Source organism: Leisingera sp. ANG-M6, assembly GCF_000813905.1.
GTDB lineage: Bacteria > Pseudomonadota > Alphaproteobacteria > Rhodobacterales > Rhodobacteraceae > Leisingera.
In genome coordinates this window covers 192,011-212,408 of sequence record NZ_JWLG01000013.1, presented here as the reverse complement: position 1 = coordinate 212,408, position 20,398 = coordinate 192,011, and the positions used below count along the sequence as shown (strand labels likewise).

21 protein-coding genes are annotated in these 20,398 nt (G+C 62.2%); 4 read left to right on the top strand and 17 right to left on the bottom strand.

The annotated features are described in order from the left end of the window. Window positions 1-171 precede the first annotated feature (171 nt). The 5 genes from RA24_RS10905 to pssA form a co-directional block, all read right to left on the bottom strand. Window positions 172-1,293 carry a hypothetical protein gene (locus RA24_RS10905; protein WP_039191493.1) on the bottom strand — a complete coding sequence of 374 codons (1,122 nt, stop codon included), beginning with the start codon at window positions 1,291-1,293 and terminating at the stop codon, window positions 172-174. A gap of 1 nt (window position 1,294) precedes the next feature. Continuing rightward, entirely contained in the window at window positions 1,295-1,630 is a 336-nt protein-coding gene (locus RA24_RS10900; RefSeq protein WP_019297336.1) for a hypothetical protein, read from the bottom strand. Beyond that, entirely contained in the window at window positions 1,630-2,712 is a 1,083-nt protein-coding gene (locus tag RA24_RS10895; protein WP_039151262.1) for a hypothetical protein, read from the bottom strand. Before RA24_RS10895 ends, RA24_RS10900 begins: the two co-directional genes overlap by 1 nt. A 173-nt stretch (window positions 2,713-2,885) precedes the next feature. Next, entirely contained in the window at window positions 2,886-3,509 is a 624-nt protein-coding gene (locus RA24_RS10890; protein ID WP_039151259.1) for a class I SAM-dependent methyltransferase, read from the bottom strand. Window positions 3,510-3,534: 25 nt separating this feature from the next. After that, window positions 3,535-4,281 carry a CDP-diacylglycerol--serine O-phosphatidyltransferase gene (pssA, locus tag RA24_RS10885; RefSeq protein WP_019297339.1) on the bottom strand — a complete coding sequence of 249 codons (747 nt, stop codon included), beginning with the start codon at window positions 4,279-4,281 and terminating at the stop codon, window positions 3,535-3,537. A 322-nt stretch (window positions 4,282-4,603) separates the two neighbouring features. Here pssA and RA24_RS10875 point away from each other — a divergent pair, with 322 nt between their 5' ends. Continuing rightward, on the top strand, window positions 4,604-5,833 hold the full coding sequence (locus RA24_RS10875; protein ID WP_039191487.1) for a 50S ribosomal protein L11 methyltransferase: 1,230 nt from the start codon (window positions 4,604-4,606) through the stop codon (window positions 5,831-5,833). A gap of 91 nt (window positions 5,834-5,924) precedes the next feature. Here the strand turns inward: RA24_RS10875 and RA24_RS10870 are convergent, their stop codons facing one another. Together RA24_RS10870 and RA24_RS10865 are read right to left on the bottom strand one after the other, a co-directional pair. After that, entirely contained in the window at window positions 5,925-7,133 is a 1,209-nt protein-coding gene (locus RA24_RS10870) for an aminopeptidase P family protein (RefSeq protein WP_019297341.1), read from the bottom strand. A gap of 189 nt (window positions 7,134-7,322) precedes the next feature. After that, window positions 7,323-8,108: an alpha/beta hydrolase gene (locus RA24_RS10865; protein WP_039191483.1), complete on the bottom strand. Its 786-nt coding sequence runs from the start codon at window positions 8,106-8,108 to the stop codon at window positions 7,323-7,325. Between the two features lie 181 nt (window positions 8,109-8,289). Between RA24_RS10865 and RA24_RS10860 the strand changes: the two genes are divergently transcribed. Beyond that, a complete protein-coding gene (locus RA24_RS10860) occupies window positions 8,290-9,762 on the top strand; it encodes an NAD-dependent succinate-semialdehyde dehydrogenase (RefSeq protein WP_039151248.1) in 1,473 nt (490 codons plus the stop codon). 41 nt (window positions 9,763-9,803) lie between these two features. Here the strand turns inward: RA24_RS10860 and RA24_RS10855 are convergent, their stop codons facing one another. The 7 genes from RA24_RS10855 to RA24_RS10825 form a co-directional block, all read right to left on the bottom strand. Then, window positions 9,804-10,202 (bottom strand): globin domain-containing protein, encoded by a 399-nt coding sequence (locus RA24_RS10855; RefSeq protein WP_019297344.1) that lies wholly within the window; start codon window positions 10,200-10,202, stop codon window positions 9,804-9,806. A gap of 209 nt (window positions 10,203-10,411) precedes the next feature. Further along, entirely contained in the window at window positions 10,412-10,876 is a 465-nt protein-coding gene (locus RA24_RS10850) for an Hsp20 family protein (protein ID WP_019297345.1), read from the bottom strand. Between the two features lie 134 nt (window positions 10,877-11,010). After that, entirely contained in the window at window positions 11,011-11,826 is an 816-nt protein-coding gene (locus tag RA24_RS10845; protein WP_039191481.1) for a trypsin-like serine peptidase, read from the bottom strand. After that, window positions 11,823-12,581, bottom strand: a complete 759-nt coding sequence (locus RA24_RS10840) for a trypsin-like serine peptidase (RefSeq protein WP_152610586.1) — start codon at window positions 12,579-12,581, stop codon at window positions 11,823-11,825. The genes RA24_RS10845 and RA24_RS10840 overlap by 4 nt, the downstream gene beginning before the upstream one ends. Window positions 12,582-12,740: 159 nt before the next feature. Then, window positions 12,741-14,063 carry a glycolate oxidase subunit GlcF gene (gene glcF / locus RA24_RS10835; RefSeq protein ID WP_039191479.1) on the bottom strand — a complete coding sequence of 441 codons (1,323 nt, stop codon included), beginning with the start codon at window positions 14,061-14,063 and terminating at the stop codon, window positions 12,741-12,743. A gap of 3 nt (window positions 14,064-14,066) precedes the next feature. Next, window positions 14,067-15,194 (bottom strand): FAD-binding protein, encoded by a 1,128-nt coding sequence (locus RA24_RS10830; RefSeq protein ID WP_039191476.1) that lies wholly within the window; start codon window positions 15,192-15,194, stop codon window positions 14,067-14,069. A 42-nt stretch (window positions 15,195-15,236) separates the two neighbouring features. Continuing rightward, window positions 15,237-16,685 (bottom strand): FAD-linked oxidase C-terminal domain-containing protein, encoded by a 1,449-nt coding sequence (locus RA24_RS10825; protein ID WP_039191473.1) that lies wholly within the window; start codon window positions 16,683-16,685, stop codon window positions 15,237-15,239. Between the two features lie 80 nt (window positions 16,686-16,765). Here RA24_RS10825 and RA24_RS10820 point away from each other — a divergent pair, with 80 nt between their 5' ends. Both RA24_RS10820 and RA24_RS10815 read left to right on the top strand, forming a co-directional pair. Next, on the top strand, window positions 16,766-17,488 hold the full coding sequence (locus tag RA24_RS10820) for a DUF599 domain-containing protein (protein ID WP_039173645.1): 723 nt from the start codon (window positions 16,766-16,768) through the stop codon (window positions 17,486-17,488). A gap of 35 nt (window positions 17,489-17,523) precedes the next feature. Beyond that, entirely contained in the window at window positions 17,524-17,880 is a 357-nt protein-coding gene (locus RA24_RS10815) for a hypothetical protein (RefSeq protein WP_039151230.1), read from the top strand. A gap of 52 nt (window positions 17,881-17,932) precedes the next feature. Here the strand turns inward: RA24_RS10815 and rlmH are convergent, their stop codons facing one another. From rlmH to RA24_RS10800, 3 genes are all read right to left on the bottom strand, one after another. Beyond that, complete coding sequence (gene rlmH / locus RA24_RS10810; protein WP_019297353.1) at window positions 17,933-18,403, bottom strand: 23S rRNA (pseudouridine(1915)-N(3))-methyltransferase RlmH; 471 nt, start codon at window positions 18,401-18,403, stop codon at window positions 17,933-17,935. A 61-nt stretch (window positions 18,404-18,464) separates the two neighbouring features. Then, a complete protein-coding gene (gene rsfS, locus RA24_RS10805) occupies window positions 18,465-18,836 on the bottom strand; it encodes a ribosome silencing factor (protein ID WP_039191469.1) in 372 nt (123 codons plus the stop codon). 167 nt (window positions 18,837-19,003) lie between these two features. Next, the gene (locus tag RA24_RS10800; RefSeq protein WP_029204929.1) at window positions 19,004-20,380 is read right to left on the bottom strand and encodes a mechanosensitive ion channel family protein; all 1,377 of its coding nucleotides are present in this window, start codon (window positions 20,378-20,380) and stop codon (window positions 19,004-19,006) included. Window positions 20,381-20,398: the final 18 nt, after the last annotated feature.

The window sequence follows — 20,398 nt, the reverse complement described above, 5'->3', positions numbered from 1 at the left end:
AGCCAGGTACCCGCTGCAACCTCCCGTCAAAGCTATCAGCATCAATACTCCCGCAATCCGCATTGGCCCTCCAACTTAAACAATCTTCATCTGGCTAAAAATATCCCCGTCCCGCTGCCCGGCAGGCGGCTTTGCCGCCGAGAGGGGAGGCTCCGGCCGCACGCCAGCCGCTCAATACCGCAGCACCTGCCCGGCATCGCTCACCACGAACTTCTGCACATCGCCGAACCCGGGCGGGTCCAGCTCTGCCAGCACCTGGAACGGGCGCTGCGGCAGGATAATGGCGCGCTGGGTCCGGGTTGCCCCGGTATCAGCGCCGCGCCCGCCAAAGGGGTCGAGCGCAAAGATCTCCCGCTCCACGGTGCCGAACCAGCCCGCGCGCTCCTCGCGCACGTCCTCGCTTTCCAGCTCCTCCAGCGTCCAGGCCAGCGCCCAGTCCTGGCCCGCAGGGGCCTCCGCCTGCTCCAGCACTTGGTGCAGCGGTCCGGACTGCTCGGTATAGGCAGAGGAATACATCGGCCCGACGTGGTAGCGGCGCAGATGCTTGGGGTGGAGGTCATCGAAATCCTCGTCAAACCCCTTGGCAATGGTCACCAGCTTCAGCCCCGCCAGCGCCTGGGCCATCAGATGCGCCTGCACTTCCGGCCAGCGCCGCTCGTCCTTGGGCAGCGCCACCTTGCCGCTGTCCTCCAGCTCCATCAGGTAGATCACCGGCAGGTTCACCTGGCTGTCATAAGCCGCCCAATGCAGCAGAAAGCGCCGCCGCCGCTCGCCGATGTTTTCCAGCCATTCGCAGACCGGATCGTTCTGGGTCCAGAACAGCTCCCCCTTCACCAGCTCCTGATAATAAAGCCGCTGCGACAGGGCGAATTGCAGTTTCGAGGGCACCGTGCGGTCCGAGATGATGGTGCGCACCATATCGTCCTTCAACTGCGCCTCACTCGCCATATTGGCCAGATGCCGCTCCGCCTGCTGGGCGTCGTTGGCCATGGTCATGAGTTCCGCGGCAACCGGAAAGCCGCTGTCGCGTTTGTCCATCGCCAGGCTGCCGAAGAACCGCCCGGTATCGCGCCCGGCCATCAGGTATTTCATGCTGAGCGCGCGGAAGGTGAAATTCAGCCGCATCAGGTAAGCGGTCAGCACCTTCACATCGGACTTCGAAAGCCGCCCCTCCGCCTGCATCGCCGCCGCCACCCGGGTCAGATGCCGGATGATGGTCTCAAACTTCTTGAAATACCGGCGCGAGGCGAAGGTATCGCTGAGGCCCGCGTGGTCCTTGCAAGGATCAGTCATTTTAGTTGCCCCAGTCCAAGTCGCGCTCAAGCCAACTATCCAATTGCGCCGCTTTCAGACCCACCCAGGGCCACCAGTACCCGACAAACCTCATGCCCCTCGGAACCACTGACAAGGCGATCAACGCAAACATCACAAAGTGAAAAACCGCAACTCCCAGCCAAATTAGTAGTGAAACCTTCAACACGCTGCCAGCCACTATCACTGGCATTGACAAAAAGCCCATCAGGATCAAGCGAAACGAAATTCGGAACCACCGGGGCTTAAAACCAGGCTCAAGCTCCTTCAGGCTTTTGATCTTAATAGGCTGGTGTTGTTGCTCGAAAAAGCGAAACATCACCCACCATACAGGTTCTTGTCGTGCTTCTCGACAATCGCGGCAAACCGGCGGGCAAAGCGTTCATCCGCCTTGGCCTTCTTCTCCAGCACGTCGCGGGCAAACACCATGTTGCCTTCATGCGCTTCCAGCATGTCGGCCATCTTCTGGTTGGTCGCGGTGCCGATCGCCGCCATTGCGGTCTGGGCTTCCTTGTCGGTCTGCACGCCGATCTCGTTGATCCGGTGCGCCACATCCTGCTGCTGCGCGGTCTTCAGCGATTTGGTCAGCGCATCATACAGCACCACCCGCTGCTGCGTGTCCGTCTGCAGCTTGTTGATCAGCACCATCTGCGTCGCCGCCTGGTTCTGCAGGCTGTCGACCCAGGTTTTGCCCTTCTCGATATAGCGCTCCAGCGTCTGGGACTTGGCAAGCTTCACCTGCTCCTCCTGCACCAGCGCGTTGTATTTGGCGTTGATGTCGGCCAGTTCGGTCTCCAGCTTGGTGCGTGCCGCCGCGTCTTGCTCGACCGCGATCTTGTTCTCCAGCTCGATGATCTGCGGGTCCAGCGCCACGATCTGGGCGCGCACGCCCTCCAGCTCCTGCACCGTGAACTCGCGGTCGTCCAGGGTTGCGGAGAGGTTCACCTGCACCTTCTCGCGCTGCTCTTCCAGCGTCGCCAGCTGGCCTTCCAGCAGCTTCACGATCACATCCGACTTGGCAATCAGGTCCTGCAGCTTGTCGTCGATATTTGCCGTGCGCATCCGCTCCTGGCGCATCGAGTCCGACTTGCCGCGGCTGAAGAAGCCGACAAAGCTCTCCCAGCCGGTCTTGTTGCGCATCTCGTCAAAATCCTTGGAAAACGCCGCCGTCACATCATCGAGCCCCATGATCAGCTCGGCAATATTGGCGTTCATCACCTCGGTATGCGCATGCACGTCTTCCAGGGTGGCGTTTTCGATGTCGATGCTGGCGTCCTCACCGGCCTCGATCTTGCTGCGCGCCGCTTCGATACGCGAGGTCAGCGCCTCGATCCTGGACTGCGACTCGCGCACCTTGTCCTGGCTGTCCGCCACCATTTTCTCAAATTGGGACACACTCATCGCATCCGCTCCTTCCCTGTCAAATACCTGATCCTGATATGGGGATGTAAAAGAATTTTACATCCCCTGAGGCGGCGCAATTCCACCCGTTTCAAATGCACTGTTGCAGACAGGCCGCACAAAGAAAAGCCCCGGAGGATCCCCCCGGGGCTGCATTGCGGAAACTGGCTGTTTCACATTGTCTGCTGCTTGCCCAGCACCAGGAATGTCATCATCCCGAAGGGCGGAATGCTTTCCTGCACCTCGACCTGCAGCCGGTCCTCCTGCAGCACCGTTTCCAGCGCAAAGTCCGAATGCCAGCCAATCACATTGGCCAGGGGGGCTGACAGCTTCTCCAGCGAGGCCCGCACCCCTTTGCCGCTCTTGAAATGGTTGGTGATCACGACCTTGCCGCCTGGTTTCAGAACCCGCGCAATCTCATGCATCACCTTGTTCGGGTCCGGCACCACCGACAGCACATGCATCGCCGCCACCGTGTCAAACGAGTTGTCCGGGAAATCCAGCTGCCGGGCATCCATCTGCCGCAGCGCCTCCACCTGTTTCAGCCCCAGCTCCTGCACCTTTCCTTGGGCCTTCTTCAGCATGTCATGGCTGAAATCGATCCCCGTCACCTGCAGATGCGGTGCGTAATGCTGCAGCGACAGCCCGGTACCGACCCCGACCTCCAGCACACTGCCCTCGCGGGAATTGATGTAGCGGGTCGCCCTGCGGCGGCCAGAGCGCGTCACCGCGCCAAATGTCCTGTCATACACCGGCGCCCAGCGCGCGTATGACTCCTCAACTGCTTTGATATCCAATTCGTCCCTCCCCGGACGTCTTGGGCTAGTCTTTTGGCTTGGAAACCAGCCCCCAAATCACCATCGCAACGTAGCCAAGGCATAGCACAACCAGCACGGTCCATGCATAGGTCAGTAATGCCGCAGCCATGAAGGCAAAGCCCACAAGCAGGTACTTAACATTCTCACGTGAAATTTTAACTGCTTTCGGCGACCAGGTCGGAATGTGGCTGATCATTGCCAGCCCCACCAGCACCATGGTGAGACAGATCAGCAGCTCATGCAGCACCGGTTCGCGGCTGCCATAGGCAAAGGAGGCAAACATCGGCAGCAGCGCCAGCAGCGCTCCGGCAGGCGAAGGGATGCCCTCAAAGTACCCCTTGCGCAGCTTCGGCGCGTCTTCCTCCGACTTGGCAGACACATTGAACCGCGCCAGCCGCACCACACAGCAGACCGAGAACACCAGCACTGAAATCCAGCCGATCCCGCGCATGTCCTGCAGCGCCCAGAAATAGATCACCAGCGGCGTCGCCACGCCGAAGTTCAGGAAGTCAGCCAGCGAATCCAGCTCCGCTCCCATCTTGCTGACGCTGCGCAGCGCCCGTGCCAGCCGCCCGTCCAGCCCGTCCAGCACCGCCGCCAGCAGGATCAGCATCACCGCCAGCCCGTAATTGCCGTAAACCGCAGACCGGATCGCCGACAGGCCCGCACAGATGGCACCGATGGTCATCAGGTTCGGCATCAGCTGGATCAGCGCAAATTCCGATTTCTTCTTTTCCGGGGCGTCATACATGGCGGTGGCTCTTTCTTCCTCGCGGCGGCATGCAACCGTGCTGCAGCAAGAGGGTATCATATCGGCGGGCTATTCGGCGGGCGATGCCGTGGCGCACATATGCCCCAAGACCCGCCCCGGCGCAACGTCCGTGCCCCCCTTGCTGGAACAGCTCTCGCCCGGCCGGCAGATCTGCGGACCAGCCCCTCCGGCTGCCTTGGCACCGGTCTTCTCAGAAGCGCCGGCAGAAACGTCCCGCAGCACGTGCCTTTCCTTCATCATTTATTAGATAGGCATGAGGGATAAGCAGGTCAGTGGCATTTGCAATAAATGAGGACAAAATTTGCCTGGAAGTCATTCGCCTGCCCCTTCGCAAAAACACCAGAACCAGCCTGCACAGGACGCAGAATCCCTCTTACAATCCGCAAAATCTGAACCCCTGACCGACGGCGGCATCCGGACTTCGCAGCTCTTATCAGAGGCTCTCAGGATTGACCCCGGCCACCACGAGGCGCAGATCTTGCAGGAACGGCTGCATCAGACATTTGTGCCCCGCTGGCACTTCCCGATGCTGTCGGACACCGCCCGCAACAAGGCCTATGCCAAGGCCATCGCAGCCAAGGTGAAGCCCGGCGACGTGGTTCTGGACATCGGCTGCGGCGCTGGTTTGACCGCCATGCTGGCGGCACGTGCGGGCGCGAAACATGTCTACACTTGCGAACAGCAGCCCCTGATCGCCCAGGCTGCGAAGCAGGTCATCGCGGACAACGGTCTCAGCAGCCGCATCACCGTCATCCCGAAATGGTCGCACGACATCGTGGTCGGTGAAGACATTCCAGAGCAGGCAGATGTCGTGATCTCGGAAATCGTCGATACGGTTCTGCTTGGCGAAGGTGCGCTTGCAACTCTCACCCACGCCATGGCCGCACTTGCCAAGCCGGATGCCCGCGCGATCCCCGAACGCGGAACGCTCATGGCGCAGCCGGTCGAAAGCGATGGGCTTCTGAACCTCTGGCGCCCGCATGAGGCAGAAGGTTTCGACCTCAGCGCCTTTCACAATTTTGCCCGCGTGGCGCAGCTCACACCGAACGACTTTGAGGCCTGCAGCCTGCGGCCCCTTGGCCCGGCAACAGATCTGTTCGAATTCGACTTCACCCGGCCAAACATCAATCCGGCGCGCGCTGCAAAAGACCTCGCCTGTTCCGAAACGGGCCGCATTCACGCAGTGCTTGTCAGCTTCAAAATGGACCTGGCCCCGGGGGTGCAAGTGGCAAATGGGCTGAAATCCGGCGGCCATTGGGGCCGCACCGCCTTTCTGCTCGACCAACCGGAAACGGCCAAGGCCGGGGACCGCCTGAGCGTAACCGCGCAGCACGACGCGTCTCAGCTGAGCCTGTCGGTGCGGGAACTCTTGCAAACTGAGGAACAATCTGCTGCTGCGCTGTGGATGACCCAAGGTTGGAACGGGCACCGCCAGCTGCTGGCCGCCAGCGGTCCGTCGGTTCCGCAGACCCCGGTTTACCCGCCTTCAGAGGCCGCGCGCACCCAGTCTCTGGGGCAAGCGCATTACTAGGATCAAGTCCGCCTGACGCCCTCCCCGGTGCACAGGCGGTGTACAGGGGGTGCACGCATGGCACCCCCTGCATTTTTTGTGTTCGCGCGCCTCAGCCGACGACGTTGAACTCCGGCCCATAGGGGTATTTGGTGATGTTCTCGTTGCCATCCTCGTGGATGATCAGGATGTCATGCTCACGGTAGCCACCGGCACCCGGCTGGCCATCGGCGATGGTCAGCATCGGCTCCATCGAGATCACCATTCCGGGCTCCAGCACCGTGTCGATGTCCTCGCGCAGTTCCAGCCCCGCCTCGCGGCCATAGTAGTGGGACAAGACGCCGAAGGAGTGGCCGTAGCCGAAGGTGCGGTACTGCAGCAGATCCTGCTCTTCAAAGAAGGCGTTGATCTTATGGGTGATTTCCGCGCAGCTCGCGCCCGGCTTCAGCAGCGAGATACCCAGCTCATGGGCCGCCACATTGGCCTCCCAGATGCGCAGGGAGTCGGCATCCACTTCCTTCACGAACATGGTCCGCTCCAGCGCGGTGTAATACCCTGAAATCATGGGGAAAGTGTTGAGGGACAGGATGTCGCCGCGCTGCAGGGTGCGGCCCGTTACCGGGTTGTGGGCGCCATCGGTGTTGATGCCCGACTGAAACCAGACCCAGGTGTCGCGGTACTCCGCATCCGGAAACCGCTTGGCAATCTCCAGCTCCATCGCATCGCGGCCCGCCATCGCCACATCAATCTCCCGCGCGCCTTCCTTGACCGCGTCGCGGATCGCAAAGCCGCCCACATCGGCAACGGCGGCACCGGCCCGGATCATGTCCAGTTCAGCGGCGGATTTGCCCATCCGCTGGCGCATGGTCGGTTCATAGAGGTCAACCAGCTGCGAGGGCTTCAGGAACCCTTCCAGCTTGGCCTTCTGCAGCAGCGTCAGGTGGTCGCTCTCATAGCCGACCACCGCGCCCTCGCCCGATACCGATTTGATTGCACGCCAGAAATTGTCGCGCTGCCAGTCGGTGTAGGTGATGTTGTCGCAGAAAGAGCGGCGCCAGGGCTGGCCCGCGTCGATGCCGGCCGAGATGGTTACGGCTTCGCTTGCGGTCACCACCAGGCCGTAAGGGCGGCCAAAGGCGCAGTAGGTGAAGCCCGAGTAGTAGGAGATGTTGTGCATCGAGGTGAAGACAGCAGCGCTCACCCCTGTTTCAGCCATGATTTTGCGCAGGCCCGCGATCCGCGCCTCGTACTCGGAGACAGCAAATTGCAGCGGCGCCTTCTCACCATTGTGAAAACGGTACATTTCAGGACGTGCAGTCATATCAGACCCTTCCTTCTTACAAGAAAGGTCCCGGCGTTCAGGACAGTTTTGGAATGCGGGGGCTGGCATGTATTCCATGCGGCGACGCCATCGCCTGGCCCTTGAGCCGGAAGATGCGGCGGAAAGGGGATTCTGGCAAGAACTATTTTCGCCCTGTTCAGAGAGGGCGTTTCTGCCCCCTCCAAGCCCTCAATTCACGATCAGCGCCACCAGATCGCTGTCCGGGTCGGCCAGCGGGTCGATCACGTTGAAATGATGCTTGCCAAAGGCAATCACATGATCCGCACCCCAGGCTTCCACCAGCCAGACCGCCTGATCCAAAAACGCCGGGCGTTCCTCGCCGCCGACCCAGACGGTGACCTCTGCCTCATAGCGGTCTTGCATCTCCACCGGGCTTTCTGCCACCGCAGCAGCCGAATCCATCTTGAACTTCTGGTTCATCGTGGTGCGCAGCAAGGGCAGCAGATCCGACAGCGGCGAGATTGGGATCACTGTTTTGATCCGCGCGCCCACATCCGCCGGCAGCAGCGCCTTGTCCAGCATCCGCGCTACAAGGTGACCACCCGCCGAATGGCCAGCCAGCGCAATCGGGCCCTTCACTTCCTCCGCAACCCGCGTCACCGCGGCCGCAATTTGCCGGGTGATATCGGCAATCCGCACCTCCGGGCACAGGTCGTAGGACGGCATCGCCACCGCCCAGCCATGTGCCAGCGCGCCGCGCGCCAGATGCGACCAGGAACTTTTATCGAAAGCCAGCCAATAGCCGCCGTGGACAAAGACAAACAGTCCCTTGGCGGTGCCTTCAGGCAGGAACAGGTCAAAGGTCTGCCGCTCCCCCTCGCCATAAGGAATGTTCAGCCGGGCGCGCTCATGCAGGCTGTTGCGGAAATCCTCCGCCGAGGCCGCCCAGCGCGGCGGGTACTTGTCGGCATTCTCGATATAGGCCCCGTTGGCATAGGCATCATCCAATTCCATGCCCAATCTCCCCTGTTCTTATTCTTTGCGGCTACCAGACAGTCTGGCACAGCACATGTCAAATTGCTTGGCTCAAAATCTTTGCCCGGAATTTGATCAAATTCTGGACTCATCAATCCTTCTGGACATATCAAGGCACAACTGCTTTGCATTCCGCAACAGAACACCCGGGAGGCCCGCCATGCTTGACGCAACCACTGACCTGAAATCCCTTCTCAAAGACCCCAGCCTGCTGGAAACCCGCGCTTATATCGGCGGCCAGTTTACCGACGGCGAAGGCACCTTTGACGTATCCAACCCGGCCCGCGGCGACGTGATCGCCCAGGTCGCCGACACCAGCCGCGCGCAGGTTGCCGGTGCCATTACCCAGGCCGATGCCGCGCAAAAGGACTGGGCCAAGTGGACCGGCAAGGAGCGCGCCAATGTGATGCGCAAGTGGTTCGAGCTGATGATGGAAAACCAGGAGGATCTGGCAGTGATCCTGACCGCCGAGATGGGCAAGCCGCTGGCGGAATCCCGCGGCGAGATCGCCTATGGCGCATCTTTCATCGAGTTCTTCGCGGAAGAGGCCAAGCGGATCTACGGCGAGACCATCCCCGGCCACCAGCGCGACAAGCGCATCACCGTGCTGAAGCAGCCGATTGGTGTTGCCGCCTCGATCACTCCCTGGAACTTCCCCAACGCGATGATCACCCGCAAGGCAGGCCCGGCGCTGGCCGCCGGCTGTTCCTTTGTCGCCCGTCCCGCCGCGGAAACCCCGCTGTCGGCGATTGTGCTGGCAGTTCTGGCCGACCGGGCCGGCATTCCGGCGGGCGTGTTCAGCGTTGTGCCGTCGTCGCGCGCTTCCGACATCGGCAAGGAGTTCTGCGAGAACGACGCGGTGCGCAAGCTGACCTTCACCGGCTCCACCGAGGTCGGCCGCATCCTGCTGCGCCAGGCAGCAGACACGGTGATGAAATGCTCGATGGAGCTGGGCGGCAACGCGCCGTTCATCGTGTTTGACGACGCCGATCTGGACGCCGCCGTCGAAGGCGCCATCATGTGCAAGTTCCGCAACAACGGCCAGACCTGCGTCTGCGCCAACCGGATCTATGTGCAGGCTGGCGTTTACGATGCCTTTGCGGAGAAGCTGAAAGCCGCGGTCGAGAAAATGAACGTCGGCGACGGTCTCAAGGACGGCATCCACTTCGGCCCGCTGATCAACAAGGAAGCGGTCGAGAAGGTGCAGGAGCATATCGCCGATGCTACCTCCAAGGGCGGCGAAGTGATCCTGGGCGGCAACCCGTCGGAACTGGGCGGCAGCTTCTTCCAGCCGACCATCGTCAAGGGCGCAACCCAGGAGATGGCCTTTGCCACCGACGAGACCTTTGGCCCGCTGGCCCCGCTGTTCAAGTTCGAGGACGAGGATGAGGTGATCGCTATGGCCAATGACACCATCTTTGGCCTTGCGTCCTATTTCTACGCCAAGGACCTCTCCCGTGTATACAAGGTGGCCGAGGCGCTGGAATACGGGATCGTCGGGGTCAACACCGGCATCATCTCCACCGAGGTGGCCCCATTCGGCGGCGTCAAGCAGTCCGGCCTGGGCCGCGAAGGCAGCCACCACGGCATCGAAGATTACCTGGAGATGAAATACATCTGCATGGCGGTCTGAACCGCCCCGCGGATCAGGGCAGCCGGATGGTCAGTGCCAGCTCAGTGCCGGGTCAGCGTCCCGGCCACCCGGCTGATGGCACTGGCCCAGGCAAACTCGGTCTCCGGGTCCAGTTCCGCCCCCAGAACATCGCGCAAAGCGGCGATCAGCGCCCGCTTTGCCGCCTCCGCCTCCCGCGGGCCAAGGTCCAGATGGGCGTGTTCCTGCGCCAGCTGCACGCCGATGTCCTCCAGCGTGCGCGGGTCATCCAAATTGCGCACACAGGACGTGATCATCGCCGTCAGCATCGTTTTCTGCTTCACGAAATTGCCGCGGAACATCCCCCGCGCCTCCGGCAGTCGGGTGAAGAGATGCACATAGAACCGTTCTGCCAGATCCGCCTTGCGGGCAAATATGCCTGCGAAGCTCTGCTGAACATGCTGTATCTCTTGTGGTCCCATATGGTTCACCCTGACCGCGTATTGACAGCACCGGCGGGCGGTCGGACACCGGCGCAACAACCATTCACCACCTCAGTGTGGCGCCAAAATCCTAACATCTGATTGCGCCGCACAACCCTGGGCTGTCCCCGCGGGGACAGCCCGGCAAAACAAAAAAGCCCCCTGGCAAAGCCAGGGGGCGTCTTGTGCGCGAACCGGGAACCGAAGGATCAGTTGACCGCTTTGGCCTCGATCTCCGGTCGGTTCGGGCGGGAGGAGGAGATTTCGATCCGGCGCGGTTTCAGCGCCTCCGGCACCTCGCGGTGCAGATCGATATGCAGCATGCCGTTTTCATGGCTGGCGCCGGTCACATGCACGTGGTCGGCCAGGGTGAAACGGCGTTCAAAAGCACGGGTGGCAATACCGCGGTGCAGGAAGGTGCGGCCGTCGCCGTCCTCTGCTTTCTTCGCGGACACGACCAGCGCGTTTTCCTTCACTTCGACGTTCAGGTCTTCGTCAGAGAAACCGGCGACAGCGATTGAGATGCGGTAGCTGTCAGCATCGGTCTTCTCAATGTTGTAGGGCGGGTAGCTGGACTGGGCCGCGTCAGCGCTCAGGGCGCGGTCCATCAGGCTGGCGATCTGGTCAAAGCCGATGGTGGCACGGTGCAGCGGTGCAAAGTCAAAAGTACGCATTTTCCATCCTCATTCATGAGCGATTTCAGGATGCCTTCCCCGCAGGGACAGGCTGATTTTTCTCCGGGCCCCAATCAGCGGCTGCCCGGATGATCCTGAGATAGGAAGCGGAATTTGCGGCTTCAAGAGGTTTGTCAGTCGCCCACGCTGACAAATTTTGCACCACCTGGGGAAGCACCGCTGCCCACCCGGACCCGCTTGATCCGCCGGTCAGGTGCTGCCACCGGATTGCGGCGCAGCTGCGCCTTCAGCTCTGCAACCCGCTGGGGCAGCTTCATGCCGAATGCGATCTTCTTGCCCTGATAACTGCCGCCGCCCGAAACCAGCGCCAGGATGCGTCCACGGCCGCCAACCTGTGAGAACACCGGCGCCCCGGAAGAGCCGAAGGTGACATTGCAGTCAATCATCAGCACGTCCCGGTGCTCCCCCATCAGGTTGCATTCACGCTGGCGCGACAGCGCCTCAGCCCGGCCCATGCCGTAAGAGGTTACCGAAATGTTAACGCCGTAATCCTGGCCAGAATGCAGCGCAAAGGCATCTGCCTGACCGCTGAGGACCGGCTCCGCCAACCGGATCAGCGCCACATCGTGGCGGATATTTTCCATATTCAGACGGCTGCGCGGGTTGTAGCCGGGGTGGGCTGCGATCTGCAGCGCCTGGCGTTCGGCAATTGCTACCCCGTCGCGCAGGCCTGCACGGAACACGATCTGCTCTGCCGGGCGCAACTCGCCCTTTCTGTTATAGACGCAATGGGCTGCTGTCAGAACCAGCTCCGGGGCAATCAATGTACCGGTGCAGAAGCCCTGCCCGTTCAGCTCCAGCCGGCCCACGGCCTCCCAGCCGAACAGATCATCGCGGTCGGTCAGCCGCCGCAGGCCGGTTTCCTGAGCCGCCGCACCGCCGGCATAGGCCAGAACCGCAGCCGCCAGTATCAGCGCCCGCTGGATCATTGCTTAATAAACTTTGCACCGGAGGAGCTGGCGCGCTCCCCCGCCTTCACCCGGCCCACGCCAGGGGGCAGCTGGCCGCCAGTCGCAACTGCTGTCAGTTGCGCCTGCAGCAGAGTCAGTTCTTCGGCCAGGGCAGATCCCAGCGACACCTGCTTGCCGCTCACCTCTGCCTTGGCAGAAACCACCGAGACGATGCGCGGCACGCCACCGTCAAAGGAAAACACCGGCGCACCGGAGGAGCCGAAATCCACGTCACAGGACATTACCAGCACCCCCTGCTGCCGCGCCATCACCGCGCAGACCTCTTGCAGGGACGGCGCCTCGGAGCGGTCATGGGCATAAGAGACGACACCGATCTTGGCTCCTTTGCGCGGGCGCGCTTCGGTTTCAAACGGCGTGACCTTGGTATTGCGGATCGGGCGCTGCAATTGCAGCAGAGCGATGTCATTGCGCACCCGGCCGGTCGAAAGCTCCCCGTCATAGACATAAGAGGGATGCTGCACCGCCCGGCGCACAGAGCGGTAGGCAGAGGCGCGGCCGTTGCGCCAGCCGGCCAGGAATTCGATGGTGGCGGGGTCGATCGGCGCCTTGGTGCGGCTGTCATAGAGGCAATGCGCGGCCGTCAACACCAGGTCAGGAGCAATCAGCGCACCGGTGCAGAACCCCTCGCCATTCACGTCGAGCCGCCCGACAGCTTCCCACTTGCGGCCCGCATCCAGGGTATCCATCCGCTGTAGTCTGCTGTCCTGCGCCATTGCTGCGGCTGGCAGCAGCAGCGCTGCAACCGCAAGAATCCACTGCCTCACATGCGTCTCCTCTTATCCACCGGGTGGGAGATTATTTGTCTGTTCAGGCAAAATTACGGCAAATGCGCGGTTTGTGCAGCCCGATTCTTTCCGCTTTTCAAACACCGTTCAGCGCAAGATGGGTACCTCCGGCGCGCGTATGCCCGGTGCCGTCAGCGCAGGCGGCTGCGGGCCGCCCGTGGCCCAGTCCAGCAGCTCGACCGTATGCACGATGGGCAATTCGGTGCCCCCGCCGATCTGCATCATGCAGCCGATATTGCCAGCAGCGATCAGATCGGGCTCTTTGGCCTCCAGCGTCTTGACCTTGCGCGCCTTCAGCTGGGCCGAGATTTCCGGCTGCATCAAGTTGTAGGTACCGGCCGATCCGCAGCACAGATGACTGTCGGCAGGCTCCACCACCGTGAAACCGGCCTGTTTCAGCAGCGTCTTGGGGTGGGTCTTGATTTGCTGGCCGTGCTGCAGCGAGCAGGCGGCGTGATAAGCCACTGTCAGCCCCTTGTCCTCCCCCTCAGGCAGATCCAGTTGCATCAGCAATTCGGAGATATCCATCGCAATGCCTGACACCCGCGCCGCATCCGCCGCCAGTTCGCTGTTTCGGAACATATGCCCATAGTCCTTGACCGTGGTGCCGCAGCCGGAGGTATTGATGACAATCGCATCCAACCCCTGCCCGTCGATCTCTGCCGCCCAGGCGCGGATGTTTTTTGCCGCCGCAGTGCGGCTCTCATCCTCTCGCCCCATGTGGTGGGTCAGCGCCCCGCAGCAGCCCGCCCCCCTGGCGACCACCACTTCGCAGCCGAGCCGGGTCAGCAGGCGGATGGTGGCGTCGTTGATATCGGTGTTCAGCGCCTTCTGGGCGCAGCCGGTCATCAGCGCCACGCTTTTCCTGCGCGGAACCTCGGGCGCAAAGCTCTGCGGGTCGTCGTTGCGGCTGACCGGCGGAATGGTTTTCGGCGCCATATCCAGCATCGCGCGCAGCCGGGGATCCGGCAGCAGACCCTTGAACGGTTTCGCCAGCTTGGCCCCCAGCAGCGCCAGCCGGAACCGGCCCGGATAAGGCAGGATCCGCGCCAGGAGCCAGCGCAGGGCCTTATCGCTCCATGGCCTGTCGTAGTGCTTTTCGATGTAGGCGCGGGCATGGTCCACCAGATGCATGTAGTGCACGCCTGACGGACAGGTGGTCATGCAGGCCAGGCACGACAGGCAGCGGTCGATGTGCTTGACGGTCTTTTCGTCCGGCACCCGTTCGTTTTCCAGCATGTCCTTGATCAGGTAGATCCGACCGCGCGGTGAATCCAGCTCATCGCCCAGCACCTGATAGGTCGGGCACGTCGCGGTGCAAAACCCGCAGTGGACGCAAGAGCGCAGGATTTCGTTGGCCCGTTTGGTGCCGGGTTCCTGCAGCTGTTTTTCGGTGAATGTTGTCTGCATGTGTTACCCCATCAAGCCCGGATTGAGGATGCCGCGCGGGTCGAACTGCCGCCGCAGACCTTCGGAGATGGCTGCCAGCGGTGCGGGCTGCGGCTGGAATACGCCGAGCCTCGCGCGCGTGTCTGCACTGGCCCGCACCAGTGTGGCGTGGCCCGGCACATCTGCCAGTTTCTGCCTTAAATCCTCCCCTTCCGGCACAAGGCTCCAGATCAACCCGCCGCCCCAATCGACAACATGCTCGAAATCCCCCTGGCCTGTTACTTTAAGCATGTCAGTCGGCTTTACCGAGGTTCGCCACACATCTCCAGCTTTGCCGTGAAACGGTTCTGCGTCGCGCAACGACTGCCAAATTCGGGTATTTTCTTCTGCGTCGATGTTCAGCTCATCAGGTTTCAAATCTGAAAAGAGCCTCCGCAGTTCTGTCAGGCGGTATTTGACGGAATCTTCGAACCCCTCCACCCGAATGTACGTCATCGATTTTCCAGCGGCACCCTGCGGAACCCTGCCTGCACCAGTCACGTCATAGGGTGACTTCAGAGCTTCACAGAAGACTTTCAGCGACGCGACCCATCCAAGCCCGTGCCAGACCAACGTGCCACTGCACTCAGGCTTTGGCAGCACTTTCAAAGACACCTCCGTCAGCACTCCCAAGGTGCCGTGGGCGCCGCACATCAGCTTGACCAGATCATAGCCGGTCACATTCTTCATCACCCGGCCGCCGTTCTTCACCGCTTGGCCGGACCCATCCACTAACCGCACCCCCAACAGGTGATCGCGCGCCGCCCCCGCCTGGATTCGCCGGGGGCCGGAGACATTGGCGGCAATCACTCCGCCAACGGTCGGCTCGCCATCGGTGCCCAGCAGGCCGCGGTGATCCATCGGTTCAAACGCTAGCCGCTGGTTTTCCGCGGCCAGCAGCGCCTCCACCTCAGCCACTGGGGTGCCCGACTTGACCACCAGCGTCAGCGCGCCGGGCTCATAGAGTTCAATACCGGATAGCCCGCGCGTGCTCAGCACGTCCCCTTCCACACCCAGCCCGCGGCTGCCGCCGCCCTGAATGCACAGCGGCCCGCTTGCGCCTGCAATGGCCTCGGCCAGCTCTGCCTCGCTCCCTGGTGTCATCATATTCATCTTTCCCGAAAATACTCTGGGGGTTTGGGGGCTAGCCCCCAATCATTCAGCAGCCAGCGCCACGGCCCGGCGGCTTTCAGTTACAGACAGCGGGAACACCTTGGCCGGGTTCAAAAGCCATTTGGGATCAAACACATCCTTAACTTTCAGCTGCGCTTCCAGATCCGCCGCGCTGTACTGATGAAGCATCAGGTCGCGTTTCTCGATCCCGACCCCATGCTCGCCGGTCAGGCAGCCGCCCGCCTCGACACAGAGCTTCAGGATCTCGGCACCAAAGGCCTCGCAGGTTTCCAGATCGCCCGGTTTGTTGGCATCGAACAGGATCAGCGGGTGCATGTTGCCATCACCTGCGTGGAAGACATTGGCCACATCCAGCCCGAATTCCTTGCTCATCTCACCGATGCGGCGCAGCACGAAGGGAAGCGAGGACACCGGGATCGTTCCGTCCAGGCACATGTAATCGTTGATCTGCCCCATGGCGCCAAAGGCCGACTTGCGGCCCAACCAGATGCGGGCGGCCTCATCCGCATCCCCCGCCTCGCGCAGCTCCACCGGGTTGTGGGAGCGGGCAATCTCTGTGATCAGCCCCAGCTGGTGCGCGATCTCGGCCTCGCTGCCCTCGACCTCAATGATCAGCAGCGCCTCGCACATCGGATAACCCGCCTTGGCAAATGCCTCGCAAGCCTCGATGCAGGGGCGATCCATGAATTCGATGGCCACCGGCAGCACACCCGCCTTGATGATGTTGCTGACACTGGCACCGGCCACCTCGTTGCTGTCATAGCCGATCAGAACAGGCCGCGCGCCCTCAGGCTTGCGCAGGATCCGCAGGGTGGCCTCGGTCACCACCCCCAGCTGCCCTTCGCTGCCGCAGATGACGCCTAAGAGGTCCAGCCCGCCCGCATCCAGATGCGCACCGCCGATTTCCGCCACGGTGCCATCCATCATCACCATGGTCACACCCAGGAGGTTGTTGGTGGTGACCCCGTATTTCAGGCAATGCGCCCCGCCGGAGTTCATCGCGATATTGCCGGCAATGGCACAGGCCAGCTGCGAAGACGGGTCGGGGGCGTAGAAGAATTCCTCTTCCTCCACCGCGCCGGAGACGCTGAGATTGGTGCGCCCGGTCTGCACCCGGATAATGCGGTTGTCGTAATCGGTCTCCAGCACCTCATTCATCCGCGCCACGCCCAGGATCACGCAATCTGCCGTCGGAAGCGCCCCGCCCGCCAACGAGGTTCCTGCACCGCGCGGCACCACCGGCACGCCTTCCTCGTGGCAGATCCGCAGCACGGCTGAGACCTCTTGCGTGCTCCGCGGCAGCACCGCCAGCAGCGGCGGGCATCTGTAGGCAGTGAGCGCATCGCATTCATAGGCGCGGGTTTCCGCCTCGTCCTGGATCACCGCATCCGCGGGCAACACGGCACGCAGGCGCTCGGCAAGCCGCGCCTTGCGGGCCAGAATGGCGGGGTTCGGGGATGGCATCTCCATCGGGCTCTCCTATTTGGTAAAATGATATTACCAATTCTTCCCATCTGGCAAGGGACGGATTGCCACGCTACGGTCAGGCCATGATCTGGACCACCCGCCTTGCGCAATTCACCCTCTTTGACCTCGCCGCACTGACCCTGCTGATCGCAGGCTGGCTGTGGATCGGCTGGAGGATTGAGAATCCGCCTGCCGGGCGGCCCTCTGTCTCTCTGCTGATGGAGGATTTCCGGCGCGACTGGATGAAACGGATGGTGGAACGCGACCCGCGGATATTTGACGCGCAGCTGGCCGGCAACCTGCGGCAGGCCACCGCGTTTTTTGCTTCTGCTGCGATGATCGCGATCGGCGGCGGGCTGGCACTGATCGGCAATACTGAACAGCTGGCGGGGGTTGCAGAAGACCTGATCCAGGACAGCGCTCCGGCCTTTGTCTGGGAAGTGAAGATCCTTGTTGTGCTGCTGCTTCTGTCCAATGCGTTTTTGAAGTTTGTCTGGTCGCACCGGCTGTTCGGCTATTGCGCGGTGCTGATGGCGGCGGTGCCGAATGATCCGGCCCATGAGCTTGCCTATCCGCGCGCCGCACAGGCGGCCGAAATCAGCATCACTGCCGCGCGCAGTTTCAACCGCGGCATGCGGTCGACCTATTTCGCGCTGGCCGCCGTGGCCTGGCTGGCGGGCGCCCTGCCGCTGGGCGGGGCCGCGTTGATTACTGTTGCGGTGCTGTACCGGCGCGAATTCGTCTCGCACTCCCGCCGGATCCTGCTGCGCATCCCGTCTGATAGCAAAGGGGACACGGTTTCGTGACTGCACAGCTGGCTCCCCAAGGCTAAGGTGTGGGCATGAAACACTTGCTTCTGACCTGTGCGCTCAGCGCCGCCGCCCTGCCCGCCCTTGCAGATGAACCGGTGATCGAGGACGCCACCGCCCGCGCCTCTGGCGGCAGCTGGTCCTTCAGCGTCACCCTTTCCCACCCGGACACCGGCTGGGAGCATTACGCCGACGGCTGGCGGGTGCTGGATATGGACGGAAACGAACTGGGCCTGCGGGTGCTGGCGCATCCGCACGAGCATGAGCAGCCCTTTACCCGGTCGCTCAGCGGTGTGCAGATCCCGGAGGGAATAACCCAGGTGCAGATCCAGGCCCGCTGCCTGGTGGATGGCTGGGGCAAGGAAACTTACGTGCTCACCCTGCCCTGATCTTCTTCTGGCTGAAAGTATCCCCGCCGGAGACATGCGCCCCAAGGCACCTTCACACCCGGTGGTACGGGCTGCCCGCCAGAATGGTTGCGGCGCGGTAGATCTGCTCCGCCAGCATTACCCGCACCAGCATATGCGGCCAGACCATCTTACCGAAGGAAATGGAGAAATCGGCCTCGGCCCGCAAGGAAGGGTCGATCCCGTCTGCGCCGCCGATGATTAGCGCCAGGTCCTGGCGGCCGCTGTCGCGCCAGCCAGCCAGCCTGTCCGCAAAATCGGGGGAAGACATCACCTTGCCGCGCTCATCCAGGGTACAGATCACCGCGCCCTTGGGCAGCGCCTTGCGCAAGAGCGCGGCCTCTGCTGCCATGCCTGCGTTTTTCTTATCCTCGATCTCCACTACCCGCGCAGGACCCAGACCCAGCGCGCGGCCGGTCCGGTCGAACCGGGTGAGATAATCGTCGATGAGGGATTTTTCCGGGCCAGAGCGAAGACGCCCGGCCGCACAGATATGCAGACGCATGAATTTCCTGCAGCAATCCGGCCCGCACGCCTGTGCGGGCCTGCCTCAAATCAGCCTTGGATCAGCCCTCGGCGGCCGGTGCTGCCGCGGTGCCTGCGGGCATCCACATCTTCTCGAGCTGGTAGAACTCGCGCACTTCCGGGCGGAAGATATGGACGATCACATCACCGGAGTCGATCAGCACCCAGTCGCCGGCATCCTTGCCTTCGACCTTACAGGTGATCCGGTACTCCTGCTTGAGCCGGTCAGTGAGCTTTTCTGCCATCGCAGCGACCTGACGGGTGGAGCGGCCGGAGGCCAGCACCATGTAATCGCCGATCGACGTCTTGCCGCGCAGGTCGATCTGCACAACATCTTCGGCTTTGTCATCGCTGAGTGAGGAGAGAATCCGCTCCAGCAGCTGTTCGCTGGTGGGCTGGGACTGGGCGGCCATCACGGCTGCCCCATTAACAGCGGCATCTGCCGCTTGAGGTACGGGTGACAGGACATAGTCCTCCTTGCAACGCGCCGCCAAGCCCCGGCGCCGGGCCTGTTAATAATGTAGCAACCGGAGGGTAACTTTTCAATAAAACCACGCCCCGGCGATGCAAGCCCTGTGCTTTATCCGTCATTGTCCGAAGGTGCAACCCTGACCGGCAAAGGGTCGTTCAGCATCCGCACTTCGCGCTGCGGGAACGGGATCGAAATGTCTTCTTCCTGGAACGCGTCCCACAGCGCCAGATAGACGTTGCCGCGGATGTTGGTGAGGCCGCCGGTGGGGTCGTCGATCCAAAACCGCAACACATAATCAACGCTGCTGTCGCCAAAACCGGTGATATGGCAAACCGGCTTCTTGCTGCCGTACTGCAGCACCCGCTTGACGCCACAGGCGGCCTCAATCGCGATCTTGCGCACCTTGTGGGGATCGTCGCCGTAGCCGGTGCCGAAATGCAGGTCCAGCCGCACGTATTTGTCGGAATGCGACCAATTCACCACCTGGGTGGTGATCAGATCTTCGTTCGGAATCAGGTATTCCCGCCCGTCGCGGGTCACGACTGAGACATACCGCGCGCCCAGCGCATTGATCCAGCCGAAGGTGTCGCCCAGCGAGATCACATCGCCCGGTTTGATTGATTTGTCCAACAGGATGATCAGGCCCGACACCAGGTTCGACACAACCTTCTGCAGGCCAAAACCCAGGCCCACGCCGATGGCGCCGGACAGCACCGCCAGGCCGGTCAGGTCGATGCCGATCGCCTTGAGCCCGATAAAGAATGCACCGCCGAACAGCAGGATCTGCGCCAGTTTGGCCCCCAGAACCTGCATCGACGGGGAAATATCGGAATTGGCACGGATCCGGTTGGCCGCCACCGAGGAGATCACCCGCGCCAGCGTCAGCATCACGCCCAGGATCACAACCGCCTGCACCACCAGGAACAGCGAGATCCTGAGATCCCCGAAATTGATGGCGACGCCGTCCAGCAGATGTATCGCGTCTTCGGTGATGCCCAGGATGCGCAAGGTGATCCAGGCCCAGGCGCCGTATTTCACGAGGTTCCGGAGCAGCGGATTGCCCACCAGCCGGGTGGCAAAGGAGACAATCAGCCAGGCCAGCGACAGGTTGGCGATGACGGTCAGCAGGCGGGACCGGCTGGGCCAGGTCATTTCCTGCATGATCAGGACCACCATCCAGATCAGCAGCACAAACAAGATGCCGCGGATCCGCTTGTGCACCACCAGCCCGGCCCGGATCCGCCAGCGCGGCCAGCCCTCGCGCGCCCGCAGCCAGTTGTGGAATGCGTTCTTCAGCGGACGAGCAATCAAGGTTGCCAGCACAAAGACCGCAACAACGATCCCGGCCTGGTACGCGTTCCAGGGCCGCAGCAGCAGCTCGAGCCCTTCTGATGCCAGTTCCCACAGCCGCTGGCCAAGCTCCAGCGCCTCGGCGGTGCTTTCGGCAATCGCGTCCCTGGGTGGTGTCTGCTCTTCCGGCTCCATTGCGCCCCCGTTTTCTGC